General features: G+C 37.9%; 24 protein-coding genes. All 24 read right to left on the bottom strand.

Going from position 1 to position 12,851, the window contains the following annotated elements:
• Positions 1–76: 76 nt before the first annotated feature.
• Entirely contained in the window at positions 77–721 is a 645-nt protein-coding gene (locus MHI02_RS01815; protein ID WP_341165595.1) for an adenylate kinase, read from the bottom strand.
• A gap of 34 nt (positions 722–755) precedes the next feature.
• On the bottom strand, positions 756–2,048 hold the full coding sequence (secY, locus tag MHI02_RS01810) for a preprotein translocase subunit SecY (protein ID WP_060668145.1): 1,293 nt from the start codon (positions 2,046–2,048) through the stop codon (positions 756–758).
• A complete protein-coding gene (gene rplO / locus MHI02_RS01805; protein WP_047185884.1) occupies positions 2,048–2,488 on the bottom strand; it encodes a 50S ribosomal protein L15 in 441 nt (146 codons plus the stop codon). Before rplO ends, secY begins: the two co-directional genes overlap by 1 nt.
• A gap of 29 nt (positions 2,489–2,517) precedes the next feature.
• On the bottom strand, positions 2,518–2,700 hold the full coding sequence (gene rpmD / locus MHI02_RS01800) for a 50S ribosomal protein L30 (protein ID WP_047185885.1): 183 nt from the start codon (positions 2,698–2,700) through the stop codon (positions 2,518–2,520).
• A gap of 16 nt (positions 2,701–2,716) precedes the next feature.
• Entirely contained in the window at positions 2,717–3,220 is a 504-nt protein-coding gene (gene rpsE / locus MHI02_RS01795) for a 30S ribosomal protein S5 (protein WP_047185886.1), read from the bottom strand.
• A 23-nt stretch (positions 3,221–3,243) separates the two neighbouring features.
• Complete coding sequence (gene rplR, locus MHI02_RS01790) at positions 3,244–3,606, bottom strand: 50S ribosomal protein L18 (RefSeq protein ID WP_047185887.1); 363 nt, start codon at positions 3,604–3,606, stop codon at positions 3,244–3,246.
• A 31-nt stretch (positions 3,607–3,637) separates the two neighbouring features.
• Positions 3,638–4,174 (bottom strand): 50S ribosomal protein L6, encoded by a 537-nt coding sequence (gene rplF / locus MHI02_RS01785; RefSeq protein WP_047185888.1) that lies wholly within the window; start codon positions 4,172–4,174, stop codon positions 3,638–3,640.
• Between the two features lie 31 nt (positions 4,175–4,205).
• Positions 4,206–4,604 carry a 30S ribosomal protein S8 gene (gene rpsH, locus MHI02_RS01780; RefSeq protein ID WP_047185889.1) on the bottom strand — a complete coding sequence of 133 codons (399 nt, stop codon included), beginning with the start codon at positions 4,602–4,604 and terminating at the stop codon, positions 4,206–4,208.
• Between the two features lie 30 nt (positions 4,605–4,634).
• Positions 4,635–4,820 (bottom strand): type Z 30S ribosomal protein S14, encoded by a 186-nt coding sequence (locus tag MHI02_RS01775; RefSeq protein WP_047185890.1) that lies wholly within the window; start codon positions 4,818–4,820, stop codon positions 4,635–4,637.
• Between the two features lie 30 nt (positions 4,821–4,850).
• Positions 4,851–5,390 (bottom strand): 50S ribosomal protein L5, encoded by a 540-nt coding sequence (gene rplE, locus MHI02_RS01770; protein ID WP_047185891.1) that lies wholly within the window; start codon positions 5,388–5,390, stop codon positions 4,851–4,853.
• 26 nt (positions 5,391–5,416) lie between these two features.
• Positions 5,417–5,728: a 50S ribosomal protein L24 gene (gene rplX, locus MHI02_RS01765; RefSeq protein ID WP_060668146.1), complete on the bottom strand. Its 312-nt coding sequence runs from the start codon at positions 5,726–5,728 to the stop codon at positions 5,417–5,419.
• Between the two features lie 35 nt (positions 5,729–5,763).
• Positions 5,764–6,132 (bottom strand): 50S ribosomal protein L14, encoded by a 369-nt coding sequence (gene rplN, locus MHI02_RS01760; RefSeq protein WP_047185893.1) that lies wholly within the window; start codon positions 6,130–6,132, stop codon positions 5,764–5,766.
• 42 nt (positions 6,133–6,174) lie between these two features.
• On the bottom strand, positions 6,175–6,438 hold the full coding sequence (rpsQ, locus tag MHI02_RS01755; protein ID WP_047185894.1) for a 30S ribosomal protein S17: 264 nt from the start codon (positions 6,436–6,438) through the stop codon (positions 6,175–6,177).
• Positions 6,439–6,463: 25 nt separating this feature from the next.
• The gene (rpmC, locus tag MHI02_RS01750) at positions 6,464–6,664 is read right to left on the bottom strand and encodes a 50S ribosomal protein L29 (protein WP_047185895.1); all 201 of its coding nucleotides are present in this window, start codon (positions 6,662–6,664) and stop codon (positions 6,464–6,466) included.
• On the bottom strand, positions 6,654–7,088 hold the full coding sequence (gene rplP / locus MHI02_RS01745; RefSeq protein ID WP_047185896.1) for a 50S ribosomal protein L16: 435 nt from the start codon (positions 7,086–7,088) through the stop codon (positions 6,654–6,656). The genes rpmC and rplP overlap by 11 nt, the downstream gene beginning before the upstream one ends.
• Positions 7,089–7,108: 20 nt before the next feature.
• Complete coding sequence (rpsC, locus tag MHI02_RS01740) at positions 7,109–7,750, bottom strand: 30S ribosomal protein S3 (RefSeq protein ID WP_047185897.1); 642 nt, start codon at positions 7,748–7,750, stop codon at positions 7,109–7,111.
• Between the two features lie 3 nt (positions 7,751–7,753).
• The gene (rplV, locus tag MHI02_RS01735) at positions 7,754–8,095 is read right to left on the bottom strand and encodes a 50S ribosomal protein L22 (RefSeq protein ID WP_047185898.1); all 342 of its coding nucleotides are present in this window, start codon (positions 8,093–8,095) and stop codon (positions 7,754–7,756) included.
• A 19-nt stretch (positions 8,096–8,114) separates the two neighbouring features.
• Complete coding sequence (rpsS, locus tag MHI02_RS01730; protein WP_060668147.1) at positions 8,115–8,393, bottom strand: 30S ribosomal protein S19; 279 nt, start codon at positions 8,391–8,393, stop codon at positions 8,115–8,117.
• Between the two features lie 57 nt (positions 8,394–8,450).
• On the bottom strand, positions 8,451–9,281 hold the full coding sequence (gene rplB, locus MHI02_RS01725) for a 50S ribosomal protein L2 (RefSeq protein WP_047185900.1): 831 nt from the start codon (positions 9,279–9,281) through the stop codon (positions 8,451–8,453).
• 30 nt (positions 9,282–9,311) lie between these two features.
• A complete protein-coding gene (gene rplW / locus MHI02_RS01720; protein ID WP_047185901.1) occupies positions 9,312–9,599 on the bottom strand; it encodes a 50S ribosomal protein L23 in 288 nt (95 codons plus the stop codon).
• Positions 9,599–10,222, bottom strand: coding sequence for a 50S ribosomal protein L4 (gene rplD / locus MHI02_RS01715; RefSeq protein ID WP_047185902.1), 624 nt, complete (start codon positions 10,220–10,222; stop codon positions 9,599–9,601). The genes rplW and rplD overlap by 1 nt, the downstream gene beginning before the upstream one ends.
• A 24-nt stretch (positions 10,223–10,246) precedes the next feature.
• Positions 10,247–10,876: a 50S ribosomal protein L3 gene (gene rplC, locus MHI02_RS01710; protein ID WP_047185903.1), complete on the bottom strand. Its 630-nt coding sequence runs from the start codon at positions 10,874–10,876 to the stop codon at positions 10,247–10,249.
• Between the two features lie 30 nt (positions 10,877–10,906).
• Positions 10,907–11,215 (bottom strand): 30S ribosomal protein S10, encoded by a 309-nt coding sequence (gene rpsJ / locus MHI02_RS01705; RefSeq protein ID WP_047185904.1) that lies wholly within the window; start codon positions 11,213–11,215, stop codon positions 10,907–10,909.
• 347 nt (positions 11,216–11,562) lie between these two features.
• Positions 11,563–12,753 carry an elongation factor Tu gene (gene tuf, locus MHI02_RS01700; RefSeq protein WP_047185905.1) on the bottom strand — a complete coding sequence of 397 codons (1,191 nt, stop codon included), beginning with the start codon at positions 12,751–12,753 and terminating at the stop codon, positions 11,563–11,565.
• Positions 12,754–12,851: the final 98 nt, after the last annotated feature.

The raw sequence follows: 12,851 nt of genomic DNA, 5'->3' as shown, positions 1-12,851 counted from the left end.
CCCAAACTATCATATTTATTATAACGATTACCAAAGAGAAATGCATCTGTTCGGTGAGAACCGTTAAATTTCGGAATTACTTTTCAAGGAATCCTTGAATATCTTGGAAGACTTTATCTATCTCTTGATCTCCATTTACTTTAACAAGATACCCTTCTGATTCATAAAAATCAAGTAATGGTTGAGTTTGCTCTATATTAACTGATAAACGTTTTTTGACCGTTTCAGCTGTGTCATCGTCCCGTTGAACTAAATGTGAACCATCTTTGTCACAAATCCCTTCAACTTTCGGAGGATTAAATAATACATGATAAGCTGTTCCACAAGTTGGACAAATTCTACGACCAGTAAGACGCTCCACTAATTTTTCTTCCGGTACATCTACATGAATAACATGATCAAGTGATAAACCTAATTCACATAGAAGTTGTTGCAAAGCCTCTGCCTGTGCAATTGTTCTTGGAAAACCATCCAGTAAAAAGCCGTTTTTACAATCGTCTTTACTTAAACGTTCTTTTACTATTCCAACTGTAACTTCATCGGGAACAAGCTCACCTTGATCCATGAATTCTTTAGCTCTTTTCCCGAGTTCTGTTCCTTCTTTAATAGCTAGACGAAACATATCCCCTGTAGATATATGAGGGATGTTATATTTATTATTAATTTTGTCTGCCTGTGTACCTTTACCTGCACCAGGTAAACCCATTAATATTAAGTTCATCGTTTTCCCCTCGCTCTTTGTTGGCAGCAGGAAATTACTTAATAAATCCCTTGTAGTGACGTTTCACTAACTGACCTTCTAATTGTTTCATCGTTTGTAACGCAACACCTACAACGATTAGTAAACTTGTGCCGCCAATTTGTACTGCGGTAGGTAGATTAGCAAGACTACCTAAAACCATAGGTAAGACAGCAACAACAGCTAAGAAAATAGAACCAACAAAAGTTAGTCTATTAATTACTCTTGTCAAATATGTCTCTGTATTCTTCCCGGGCCTAATACCAGGAATGTATCCACCTTGCTTTTGTAAGTTTTCTGCCATTTGCTCTGGATTCACTTGAACAAATGTATAGAAATATGAGAAAGCTATAATTAACGCAATATAGATTACCATACCAATAGGTTGTGTATAATCAAATATCTGTGTAATTGTTGCTGCAACCTTTCCATCAAAGAAACTAGCAATCGTACGTGGCGCAATAATAAATGCAACAGAAAATATTACAGGAATAACACCAGCTGCATTTACTTTTATTGGTAGATGAGTTGATTGGCCACCAACCGTAGAACGATTTACCATTTTTTTTGCATATTGGACTGGTATTTTTCTTAATGCCTCGTTAACAAAAATAACGCCAACTATTACGGCCAAAGCAACCAGGGCAATTAAAGCAACAATAACAATATTGATAAACAATTGATCACCAGGATTAATAAAATACTGGCTATACAACTGTGCCACACCATTTGGTACTGCCGCAACAATACCCGCAAAAATGATGATAGAGATCCCATTGCCAACACCATGTTCAGTAATCTGTTCTCCTACCCACATCAAGAATGCAGTACCAGCAGTTAAAACTATAGCAATTACTAAGAACTTCGCAAAGTTAGGATTTTCAATTAACATTCCTCCAGCTAATGCATTAAATCCTATAGACATTGCAATAGCCTGGATAAATGCTAGCACGATTGTGAAATATCGGGTGAATTGAGCAAGCTTTTTGCGTCCCATTTCACCTTGTTTTTTCCATTCAGTAAACTTAGGAACAATATCCATCTGCAATAATTGCATAATGATGGATGCAGTAATGTAAGGCATAATTCCCATTGCAAAAATGGAGAAGTTTTGTAAAGCCCCACCACCGAATGTATTTAGAAATCCAAATACATTTTGCTGATTGTTCATAAAGTCAATAGCATCATTGTTTGTAAATGGTACTGGTATAAATGTACCTAGACGGAAGACAATTAACATAAGTAGAGTGAAAATTATTTTCCGTCTGATATCAGCAACGCGCCATAAATTGGAGAATGTACGAAACATTAAATCACCTCAGTTTTACCGCCCGCTGCCTCAATTGCTTCCTTTGCAGAAGTAGAGAACTTATGAGCTTTTACTGTTAGATTCTTTTCGATAGCGCCTTTTCCAAGTACTTTAATACCTGCATTTAGTTTGCTTACGATACCTTCTTCTAGTAATAGCTCTGGAGTAATTTCTGTTCCTTCTTCAAAGCGATTTAAAGTTTCTAAATTAACTATTGTATATTCTTTACGATTAATATTAGTAAAACCACGTTTTGGTAAACGTTGAAATAAAGGCATTTGTCCACCTTCGAATCCTGGGCGAACACCGCCGCCAGAACGTGCTTTTTGACCTTTATGTCCTCTACCAGAAGTTTTACCATTTCCTGAAGAAGTTCCACGACCAACACGATTTCTGTCTTTACGTGATCCTTCAGTTGCTTTTAATTCATGTAGTTTCATGCGAGCACCTCCTCTTTACACTTATGTTATTAAACTTCTTTTACCGCTACAAGATGAGATACTCTATTGATCATACCGCGTACGGATGGAGTATCTTCAAGAACTACGGATTGACTAATCTTTTTAAGTCCTAATGCTTCAACAGTTTTAACCTGTTTTTCTTTTCTACCTATAACACTCCGTGTGAGGGTGATCTCTAATTTTTTAGACATAGTATTTCCCTCCTTATTATCCTAACAGTTCTTCTATGGACTTACCGCGCAATTTAGCAACATCTGCAGCACGTTTAAGTTGAGTTAAACCATCCATAGTAGCACGAATCATATTGATTGGTGTATTAGAGCCTAAGGATTTAGTTAAAATATCACCTACACCAGCTAACTCTAAGACCGCACGGACTGGGCCACCAGAGATAACTCCAGTACCTTCAAGTGCTGGCTTCATCAATACTTTACCAGAACCATATCTACCATATACTTCGTGTGGGATACTAGTTCCAACTAAAGGCACAGTGATTAAGTTTTTCTTAGCGTCATCGACTGCTTTTTTAATAGCTTCTGGTACTTCTTGAGCTTTACCTGTACCAAAACCTACATGACCGTTTTTATCTCCGACTACAACGATTGCCGCGAAACGCATACGACGTCCACCTTTTACAACTTTCGAAACACGGTTTACCGCAACAACACGTTCTTCAAGATCAAGTTTATTCGGATCGATACTTGTATTCATCCTAGATTTCCCTCCTTCTTCCTTTAGAATTCTAATCCTGCTTCACGAGCTGAATCAGCTAATGCTTTTACACGTCCATGATAAAGGTATCCTCCGCGATCAAATACAACAGATTTAAATCCTTTATCTTGAGCTCGTTTTGCAATTAGTTCTCCGACTACTTTAGCTGCATCGGTATTTGACGTAGATTCAAGATTAACTTCTTTATCTTTAGTAGAAGCACTTGCAACTGTTACTCCAGTCATATCATCTATTAATTGAGCATAGATATGCTTATTTGAGCGATAAACGTTTAAACGAGGACGTTCCATTGTACCAGCTAAATTTCTACGTACACGGTTATGTCTTCTTTTACGTATAACATTTTTGTCAGGTTTTGTGATCATTTACGTCACTCCTTTCTGCTCTTAACCTTTATTACTTAGCAGTTTTACCTTCTTTACGGCGTACATATTCACCAGCATAGCGAATACCTTTACCCTTGTATGGTTCAGGTGGTCTGATCGCTCTGATGTTAGCTGCAACAGCACCAACTAGTTGTTTATCAATACCTTTTACAACAACTTCGGTATTCTTCGGTACATCGATTTCGATTCCTTCGATTTTTTCGATTTCAACTGGGTGAGAATAACCTGCATTAATAACAACTTTATTTCCTTGTTTTTGAACACGGTAACCAACACCAATGATTTCAAGAGATTTCTCAAAACCTTTACTTACTCCTTCAACCATGTTAGCGATGTTGCTTCGAGTAGTACCGTGTAGTGTGCGATGTTCTTTATGATCACTTGGGCGTTCAACAGTAAGAACATTACCATCTATATTAATCTTCATATCATGATGTATATCTAGTGTCAAAGTTCCTTTAGGGCCTTTAACAGTAATTGTATTCCCATCTTGTTTTACTTCTACACCTTCAGGGATTTCAATTGGCTTAAGTCCTATACGAGACATTCATGGCACCTCCTCTAATTAAAAATATTAATTACCAAACATATGCTAATACTTCGCCGCCTACTGCTTGAGAACGTGCTTCTTTATCAGAAAGCACTCCTTTAGAAGTGGAGACAATAGCAATTCCAAGGCCGTTTAGTACGCGAGGTACTTCGCTAGCTTTAGCATATACACGTAATCCTGGCTTACTGATACGTTTAATACCAGTAATAACCTTTTCTTCATTTTGACCGTACTTAAGGAAAATACGTAGAACACCTTGTTTGTTATCTTCAATTACTTCATAATCTTTAACGAATCCTTCACGTTTAAGAATATCCGCTATTTCAGCTTTAATTTTTGAAGATGGTAGTTCTAATTTTTCATGTTTAACCATGTTTGCATTACGAATACGAGTAAGCATGTCTGCAATTGGATCTGTCATAGTCATTACTAAAATACCTCCTTCCCGAATCGGGGATTACCAACTTGCTTTTTTGACACCAGGAATTTGACCTTTATAGGCAAGTTCACGGAAACAAATACGGCAAAGTTTAAATTTACGAATTACTGAATGTGGACGACCGCAACGTTCACAACGTGTATATTCACGAACTTGATATTTTTGTGGACGTTTTTGTTTCGCAACCATTGATTTTTTAGCCACAATTTTCCCTCCTTGTGTTAGCTCTTTAGCTTATTTTTGGAAAGGCATGCCTAGCCCAGCCAAAAGTTCACGAGCTTCTTCGTCAGTGTTAGATGTTGTAACAATAACGATATCCATACCACGAACTTTATTTACCTTATCATAGTTAATTTCTGGGAAAATTAGTTGTTCTTTAACACCCAATGTATAGTTACCACGACCATCAAAAGCCTTTTTAGAGATTCCACGGAAGTCACGTACACGTGGAAGTGATACTGAAATAAGTTTTTGTAGGAATTCGTACATGCGTTCTCCGCGAAGTGTTACCTTAGCGCCGATAGGCATACCTTCACGTAGACGGAAACCAGCGATTGATTTCTTAGCACGAGTAATAAGTGGTTTTTGACCAGAAATTAGAGATAATTCCTCAACTGCACTATCTAATGCTTTAGAGTTTTGAACAGCGTCACCAACACCCATATTGATAACAATCTTTTCTACTTTAGGCACTTGCATTACTGAATTGTAATTAAATTTATTCATTAAAGATGGTACAATTTCATCTTTGTATTTTTCTTGTAATTGATTCATCATGTCGCCCTCCTTCCTGCAGCGAATTATTTATCTAAAACTTCACCGGATTTTTTAGCGATACGTACTTTTTTTCCATCACGTAATTCATATCCTACGCGAGTTGGTTCACCAGTCTTTGGATCGATTGGCATTACATTAGAAACATGGATAGGTGCTTCAATGTTTAAAATTCCACCTTGTGGATTTTCTTGAGAAGGTTTTGCGTGTTTTTTAATCATATTTACGCCTTCTACTAGTACACGTTCCTTTTTAGGGAATGCTTCTAATATTACGCCTTCTTTACCACGATCTTTACCAGACAATACTTTAACTTTATCACCTTTTTTTACATGCATGCTTTACGCACCTCCTTGACACTAAGTTTACGATCTTATAGAACTTCTGGAGCTAGAGATACGATTTTCATGAATTTAGCATCACGTAATTCACGTGCAACAGGTCCAAAGATACGAGTTCCTCTAGGACTTTTATCGTCACGTACAATTACTGCGGCATTTTCATCAAAACGAATATATGATCCATCTTTTCGGCGAGCACCAGATTTGCTACGTACGATAACAGCTTTTACTACGTCACCTTTTTTGACAACGCCGCCTGGTGTTGCCTGTTTTACTGAACAAACAACAATATCACCGATGTTAGCCGTTTTACGACCTGAGCCACCTAATACTTTAATGGTTAACAATTCACGAGCACCAGAGTTATCTGCAACTTTTAAACGAGTTTCTTGTTGAATCATAACACTGTGACCTCCCTTCGGATTTTTTTAAGATCCGACTTATTATATAATTACAGCTTCTTCCACAACTTCGACTAGACGGAAACGTTTAGTAGCTGAAAGTGGACGAGTTTCCATGATTTGAACGATATCTCCAACTTTAGCTTGGTTATTCTCATCATGTGCTTTAAATTTCTTAGAATATTTCACACGTTTACCATATAATTTATGGTTTTTATAAGTTTCTACTAATACTGTGATAGTTTTATCCATTTTATCGGATACAACACGACCAGTGTAAACTTTACGATTATTACGTTCAGACATTTGAGGCTAACCTCCTCTCAGTTAATCAGTTATTAACGTTTAATTCACGTTGGCGAATGACTGTTTTCATTCTTGCAATTGCTTTTCTTACTTCACGAATACGTGCTGTGTTTTCCAATTGTCCAGTTGCAAGTTGGAAACGTAAATTAAATAGTTCTTCTTTTAATGATTTTACTTTTTGTTCAATTTCGGCAGTGGTTAGATCTCTAATTTCATTAGCCTTCATTGTTTTCACCACCAATTTCTTCACGTTTTACAAATTTAGTTTTAATCGGTAGTTTATGAGAAGCAAGACGCAGTGCTTCACGTGCAACCTCTTCAGATACACCAGCGATTTCAAACATAATTTTTCCTGGCTTAACGATAGCCACCCATCCTTCAGGAGCACCTTTACCGGAACCCATACGTACTTCTAAAGGTTTTTTAGTATACGGTTTGTCTGGGAATATTTTAATCCAAACTTTACCGCCACGTTTCATATAACGAGTCATCGCAATACGAGCAGCCTCGATTTGACGACTTGTAATTCTAGCAGGTTCAACTGCTTGTAAACCATACTCACCAAACGCTACGGAAGTACCACCTTTAGCTTGGCCAGTTAATTTAGCACGATGTTGCTTACGATGTTTTACACGTTTAGGCATTAACATAATGCAATTGCCCCCTTCCTTTATTTTTCTTTTTTAGTTGGAAGGACTTCACCACGATAAATCCACACTTTAACACCTAGCTTACCATAAGTAGTGTCAGCTTCTGCAGTGCCATAGTCAATGTCAGCACGTAGAGTGTGTAATGGTACCGTTCCTTCACTATAATGTTCCGCACGAGCGATATCCGCTCCTCCAAGACGACCAGATACTTGTGTTTTAATTCCTAATGCGCCACCACGCATAGCACGTTGAATCGCTTGTTTTTGAGCACGACGGAATGAGATACGATTTTCTAATTGACGTGCAATATTATCAGCTACTAATTTAGCGTTAATATCAACTTTTTTAACTTCCACAATGTTGATGTGTACTCTTTTACCAGTTAGTGCATTTAAAGATTTACGTAGAGCTTCTACTTCAGATCCGCCTTTACCAATTACCATACCAGGTTTACCTGTATGAATAGTAATATTTACACGATTTGCCGCACGTTCGATTTCAATAGAAGAAACAGCAGCAATCTTTAGGCGATTTTCAAGATATTCTCTAATCTTGATATCTTCATGTAATAAGTCTGCATAGTCTTTTCCAGCATACCATTTTGATTCCCAGTCTTTAATAATTCCCACACGAAGACCGGTTGGATGTACTTTTTGACCCACTAACTATCCCTCCTTCTTTTCTGTTACAACCACTGTAATGTGGCTTGTGCGTTTATTTATTCTGCTTGCGCGTCCTTGTGCACGTGGACGGAAACGTTTCAATGTTGGACCTTCATTTACATAAGCTTCTGATACTACTAAGTTATCAGTGTCCATTTCATAGTTGTGTTCTGCATTAGCAATAGCAGATTTTAATACTTTTTCTACTACTGGAGAAGCACCACGTTGTGTATGTTTTAAAATCGCAACTGCTTCACCAACGTTTTTTCCTCGAATTAGATCAACAACTAAACGAACTTTACGAGGAGCAATACGAACTGTTTTTGCAACGGCTTTAGCTTGCATGCATTAACGCCTCCTCTCATTAACGTTTTGTTTTCCTATCATCGCCAGCATGCCCTTTATAAGTACGAGTTGGCACGAATTCACCTAATTTATGTCCGACCATATCTTCGGTAATGTATACAGGAACGTGTTTACGTCCATCATAAACTGCGATTGTATGACCGATAAATTGTGGGAAGATTGTTGAACGACGCGACCAAGTTTTAACAACTTGTTTTTTATCAGTTTCGTTCAATGTATCAATCTTTTTTAATAAATGGTCATCTGCAAAAGGTCCCTTTTTTAAACTACGACCCATGGATAAACCTCCTTCCGCAATTGAAAGACGGGTGATATTTCCCGTCTGTGATTTCGTTTATTTTTTACGTTTACGAACAATATATTTATCAGACGGTTTGTTACGTTTACGAGTTTTGTAACCAAGTGTTGGTTTGCCCCAAGGAGACATCGGTGATTTACGTCCGATTGGTGCACGTCCTTCACCACCACCATGTGGGTGATCATTCGGGTTCATTACAGATCCACGAACAGTTGGGCGTTTACCTAACCAGCGAGAACGTCCCGCTTTACCGACTCTAATCAATTCATGTTCGACATTTCCTACTTGACCAACAGTTGCGCGGCATGTACTTAAGATAAGACGAGATTCACCAGATGCTAAACGAACTAGTGTGTATTTACCTTCACGTCCTAGAATTTGAGCCTCAGTACCAGCCGAACGAGCAAGTTGACCACCGTTTCCTGGCTTCAATTCAACATTATGAATGATAGTACCAACGGGGATATTTTCTAAAGGAAGTGCATTACCAACTTTAATGTCAGCATTTTCTCCTGATTCAACCTCTTGGCCTACTTTAAGTCCTTTTGGTGCTAAAATATAACGTTTTTCTCCATCAACATAATGGATTAATGCAATATTAGCAGTACGGTTTGGATCATATTCAATCGTAGCAACACGTCCTGGTATTCCATCTTTGTTGCGTTTGAAGTCAATAACACGATATTGACGTTTATGTCCACCGCCTTGATGACGAACCGTTAATTTCCCTTGGTTATTACGACCACCACGTTTATATAACGGAGCTAGTAGGGATTTTTCTGGTTGGTCTGTTGTGATTTCTGCAAAATCAGAAACAGACATATTACGACGACCGTTAGAAGTCGGTCTGTATTTTTTAATCGCCATCTTGTTTCCCTCCTTCTCTTAATTTACTTATTAAGCTTCAAAGAAATCTAGTTCTTTACTATCTTCTGATAGTTGAACGATAGCTTTCTTACGATTTGGGCGAAATCCGCCATAACGTCCCATACGTTTAAACTTACCTTTAAGGTTTAATGTGTTAACTTTAATTACTTTGACACCAAAGATAGATTCTACGGCATCTTTAATTTCAGTTTTATTTGCTTTAGTGGATACTTCAAAAGTGTATTTTTTTTCTCCCATTAAATCTGCGGAATGCTCTGTAATGACAGGGCGCTTAATAATATCACGTGGATCTTTCATTATGCAAGCACCTCCCCTGCTTTAACAGCTGCATCTTTAGTTAAGATTAGCTTGTCATGCGTAAGCAAGTCTAAAACATTTAATTCTTCTACTGTTAATACCTTAACAGATTGTAGGTTATTTGCTGAACGAGCAACAACTTCATCTCTATTATCAGTAACGATTAAAGCTTTATCTGCTACTTTTAATGCTTCTAACATGTTAACAACTTCTTTTGTTTTAGGGGCTTCAATAGAGATACCGTCTAAAACTACTAAGTTATCTTCTTTAACCTTAGAAGATAATGCAGATCTAAGAGCTAAACGACGAACCTTTTTCGGTAGTTTATAGCTATAGCTACGTGGTGTAGGTCCGAAAACAGTTCCACCGCCTACCCATTGAGGAGATCGAATTGATCCTTGACGAGCACGTCCAGTTCCTTTTTGACGCCACGGTTTACGTCCACCGCCGCTAACTTCTGAACGATTTTTAACTTTATGAGTTCCTTGACGTAAAGAAGCTCTTTGCATTACAACTGCTTCGTGTAATACATGAGTATTAGGTTCAATACCGAACACCGCATCGTTTAATTCAACTTCTCCTGCATTACTTCCATCTTGATTAAATAGTGCTACTTTAGGCATGACATATCCTCCCTTCGTCTGTAATTAGTTACCTTTTATCGCACTTGTGATTTTAACGTAAGATTTTTTCGCACCTGGAACATTACCTTTAATTAATAGTAGATTTTTTTCAGCATCTACACTAACAATTTCAAGGTTTTGGATTGTAACTTTTTCAGATCCCATATGTCCTGGTAGTTTTTTACCTTTAAATACACGCATAGCATCAATCGCACCCATAGAACCTGGTCCTCTGTGATAGTGCGAACCGTGTCCCATTGGTCCACGTTGTTGTCCGTGACGTTTAATTGAACCTTGGAATCCTTTACCTTTAGAAGTTCCTGTTACATCCACTTTTTCTCCAGCTTCGAAAACATCAACCTTAATTTCTTGACCTATTTCATAATCGTCAAGATTTGCGTTACGGAATTCACGAACGTAGCGCTTAGGGGCTGTATTTGCTTTTTCAGCATGACCTACTTCTGGTTTTTTTGTGCGAGATTGTTTTTTATCTGCAAAACCGATTTGTAGAGCCTCATAGCCGTCGTTTTCTAATGATTTCTTTTGTAAAACTACGTTTGGCTCAGCTTGAATAACAGTAACTGGTACTAATTCACCATTTTCCGTAAATAGTTGAGTCATGCCAATTTTACGACCTAAGATTCCTTTCGTCATCCGTTACACCTCCTATAATTAAACTTAGTTTTATAATTTAATTTCAATGTCCACACCAGACGGTAAGTCAAGTCTCATTAATGAATCAACCGTTTTTGGTGTTGGATCAACAATATCGATTAGACGTTTATGTGTACGCATTTCGAATTGTTCACGTGAATCCTTATATTTATGAACCGCACGTAAGACTGTATAAACTGATTTTTCTGTAGGCAATGGAATCGGTCCAGATACATTCGCTCCAGAACGTTTTGCTGTGTCTACGATTTTTTCAGCAGATTGATCTAATACACGGTGATCATATGCCTTTAAACGGATTCTGATTTTCTCTTTTGCCATTATTTTCCCTCCTTTACGCCCATATCATAACAGACATTCTCCGTGAAAATTCCTTGACAGCCAGCCATGGCAAAGGGGCCGGGCGTGCCAACAACCTCTCACATCATCACTTTATATGACCAACATTAATAGTATATCAAAAGCGATTGGCCAATGCAACCATTACTTTTAGGCTTTTTTTCGGTCACACATCTAGGTATTATACATACTCATATCAACAATTGCAAGTGATTATGGGATTTTTTTAATTTCGGAAACAAAATGCAGCATGATATTTCCTCCCAATGATAAATGGTATAAAAAAACAGGTAACGCAATTATTGCGTCACCTGTTTCAAAATAAGCATTTATTTAATGATTGTTGTTACAACACCTGATCCAACAGTACGTCCACCTTCACGGATAGAGAAGCGAGTACCTTCTTCAATAGCGATTGGAGAGATAAGCTCAACTGTCATTTCAGTGTTATCTCCAGGCATTACCATTTCAGTTCCTTCAGGAAGATTAATAACTCCTGTTACGTCAGTTGTACGGAAGTAGAACTGAGGACGGTAGTTAGAGAAGAATGGAGTGTGACGTCCACCTTCGTCTTTTGACAAAACATAAACTTCAGCTTTGAAGTTAGTATGTGGAGTGATTGAGCCTGGTTTAGCAAGCACTTGTCCACGGTTGATATCTTCACGAGCAACACCACGAAGTAGCGCACCGATGTTGTCACCAGCTTCAGCATAGTCAAGAAGCTTACGGAACATTTCAACACCAGTTACTGTAGTTTTGCTAGACTCTTCGTTAAGACCGATGATTTCAACTTCGTCCCCAACTTTAACTTGTCCACGTTCAACACGACCAGTTGCAACAGTACCACGACCAGTGATTGAGAATACATCCTCTACTGGCATCATGAATGGTTTGTCGTTGTCACGTTCTGGAGTTGGAACATATTCATCAACTGCGGCCATTAGGTCTACAATTGCTTGTTCGTATTTTTCGTCACCTTCAAGTGCTTTTAGCGCAGAACCGCTAATAACTGGTACATCATCACCAGGGAAGTCATATTCAGATAATAAATCACGAACTTCCATTTCTACTAATTCTAGTAATTCTTCATCGTCTACCATATCAACTTTGTTTAAGAATACAACGATTGAAGGTACACCTACGTTACGAGAAAGTAGGATATGCTCACGAGTTTGTGGCATTGGACCATCAGCAGCAGATACTACTAAGATAGCTCCGTCCATTTGTGCAGCACCAGTGATCATGTTTTTAACATAGTCAGCGTGACCTGGGCAGTCTACGTGTGCATAGTGACGAGTTTCAGTTTCATATTCAACGTGAGAAGTTGCAATTGTAATTCCACGTTCTTTTTCTTCTGGAGCACCATCAATTTGATCGTACGCCATAGCAGTACCAGATCCGTTTTTCTTATTCATTACTGTTGTAATCGCAGCAGTTAAAGTAGTTTTACCATGGTCAACGTGTCCAATTGTACCAACGTTAACGTGACTTTTAGAGCGGTCAAATTTTTCTTTAGCCATTTATAGTTCCTCCTTTAAGTAACAAAAATTATATTTTAAATTTTTATGTGTAACTAAGAAATAATAATTAAACTATTATTTCTTAGCCTTCATACATT

The sequence above is a fragment of the Oceanobacillus sp. FSL K6-0118 genome, assembly GCF_038006665.1.
Taxonomy (GTDB): Bacteria; Bacillota; Bacilli; order Bacillales; family Amphibacillaceae; genus Oceanobacillus; species Oceanobacillus caeni.
The sequence above is the reverse complement of the archived record's forward strand: the minus strand, read 5'-3'. Positions and strand labels throughout refer to the sequence as shown.

Bases quoted from the DNA above. Each gene is read 5' to 3' on its own strand.
- rplN (WP_047185893.1), bottom strand. From the start codon at position 6,132: ATGATTCAACAAGAAACTCGTTTAAAAGTTGCAGATAACTCTGGTGCT.
- rpmC (WP_047185895.1), bottom strand. From the start codon at position 6,664: ATGAAGGCTAATGAAATTAGAGATCTAACCACTGCCGAAATTGAACAA.
- rplR (WP_047185887.1), bottom strand. From the start codon at position 3,606: ATGATCACAAAACCTGACAAAAATGTTATACGTAAAAGAAGACATAAC.
- rpsS (WP_060668147.1), bottom strand. From the start codon at position 8,393: ATGGGTCGTAGTTTAAAAAAGGGACCTTTTGCAGATGACCATTTATTA.
- MHI02_RS01815 (WP_341165595.1), bottom strand. From the start codon at position 721: ATGAACTTAATATTAATGGGTTTACCTGGTGCAGGTAAAGGTACACAG.
- rplP (WP_047185896.1), bottom strand. From the start codon at position 7,088: ATGTTAATGCCTAAACGTGTAAAACATCGTAAGCAACATCGTGCTAAA.
- rpsQ (WP_047185894.1), bottom strand. From the start codon at position 6,438: ATGTCTGAACGTAATAATCGTAAAGTTTACACTGGTCGTGTTGTATCC.
- rplX (WP_060668146.1), bottom strand. From the start codon at position 5,728: ATGCATGTAAAAAAAGGTGATAAAGTTAAAGTATTGTCTGGTAAAGAT.
- rplO (WP_047185884.1), bottom strand. From the start codon at position 2,488: ATGAAACTACATGAATTAAAAGCAACTGAAGGATCACGTAAAGACAGA.
- tuf (WP_047185905.1), bottom strand. From the start codon at position 12,753: ATGGCTAAAGAAAAATTTGACCGCTCTAAAAGTCACGTTAACGTTGGT.
- rpmD (WP_047185885.1), bottom strand. From the start codon at position 2,700: ATGTCTAAAAAATTAGAGATCACCCTCACACGGAGTGTTATAGGTAGA.
- rpsJ (WP_047185904.1), bottom strand. From the start codon at position 11,215: ATGGCAAAAGAGAAAATCAGAATCCGTTTAAAGGCATATGATCACCGT.
- rplB (WP_047185900.1), bottom strand. From the start codon at position 9,281: ATGGCGATTAAAAAATACAGACCGACTTCTAACGGTCGTCGTAATATG.
- secY (WP_060668145.1), bottom strand. From the start codon at position 2,048: ATGTTTCGTACATTCTCCAATTTATGGCGCGTTGCTGATATCAGACGG.
- rplW (WP_047185901.1), bottom strand. From the start codon at position 9,599: ATGAAAGATCCACGTGATATTATTAAGCGCCCTGTCATTACAGAGCAT.
- rplC (WP_047185903.1), bottom strand. From the start codon at position 10,876: ATGACGAAAGGAATCTTAGGTCGTAAAATTGGCATGACTCAACTATTT.
- rpsE (WP_047185886.1), bottom strand. From the start codon at position 3,220: ATGAATACAAGTATCGATCCGAATAAACTTGATCTTGAAGAACGTGTT.
- rplD (WP_047185902.1), bottom strand. From the start codon at position 10,222: ATGCCTAAAGTAGCACTATTTAATCAAGATGGAAGTAATGCAGGAGAA.
- rplE (WP_047185891.1), bottom strand. From the start codon at position 5,390: ATGAATCAATTACAAGAAAAATACAAAGATGAAATTGTACCATCTTTA.
- rplF (WP_047185888.1), bottom strand. From the start codon at position 4,174: ATGTCTCGTATAGGACTTAAGCCAATTGAAATCCCTGAAGGTGTAGAA.
- rplV (WP_047185898.1), bottom strand. From the start codon at position 8,095: ATGCAAGCTAAAGCCGTTGCAAAAACAGTTCGTATTGCTCCTCGTAAA.
- rpsH (WP_047185889.1), bottom strand. From the start codon at position 4,604: ATGACTATGACAGATCCAATTGCAGACATGCTTACTCGTATTCGTAAT.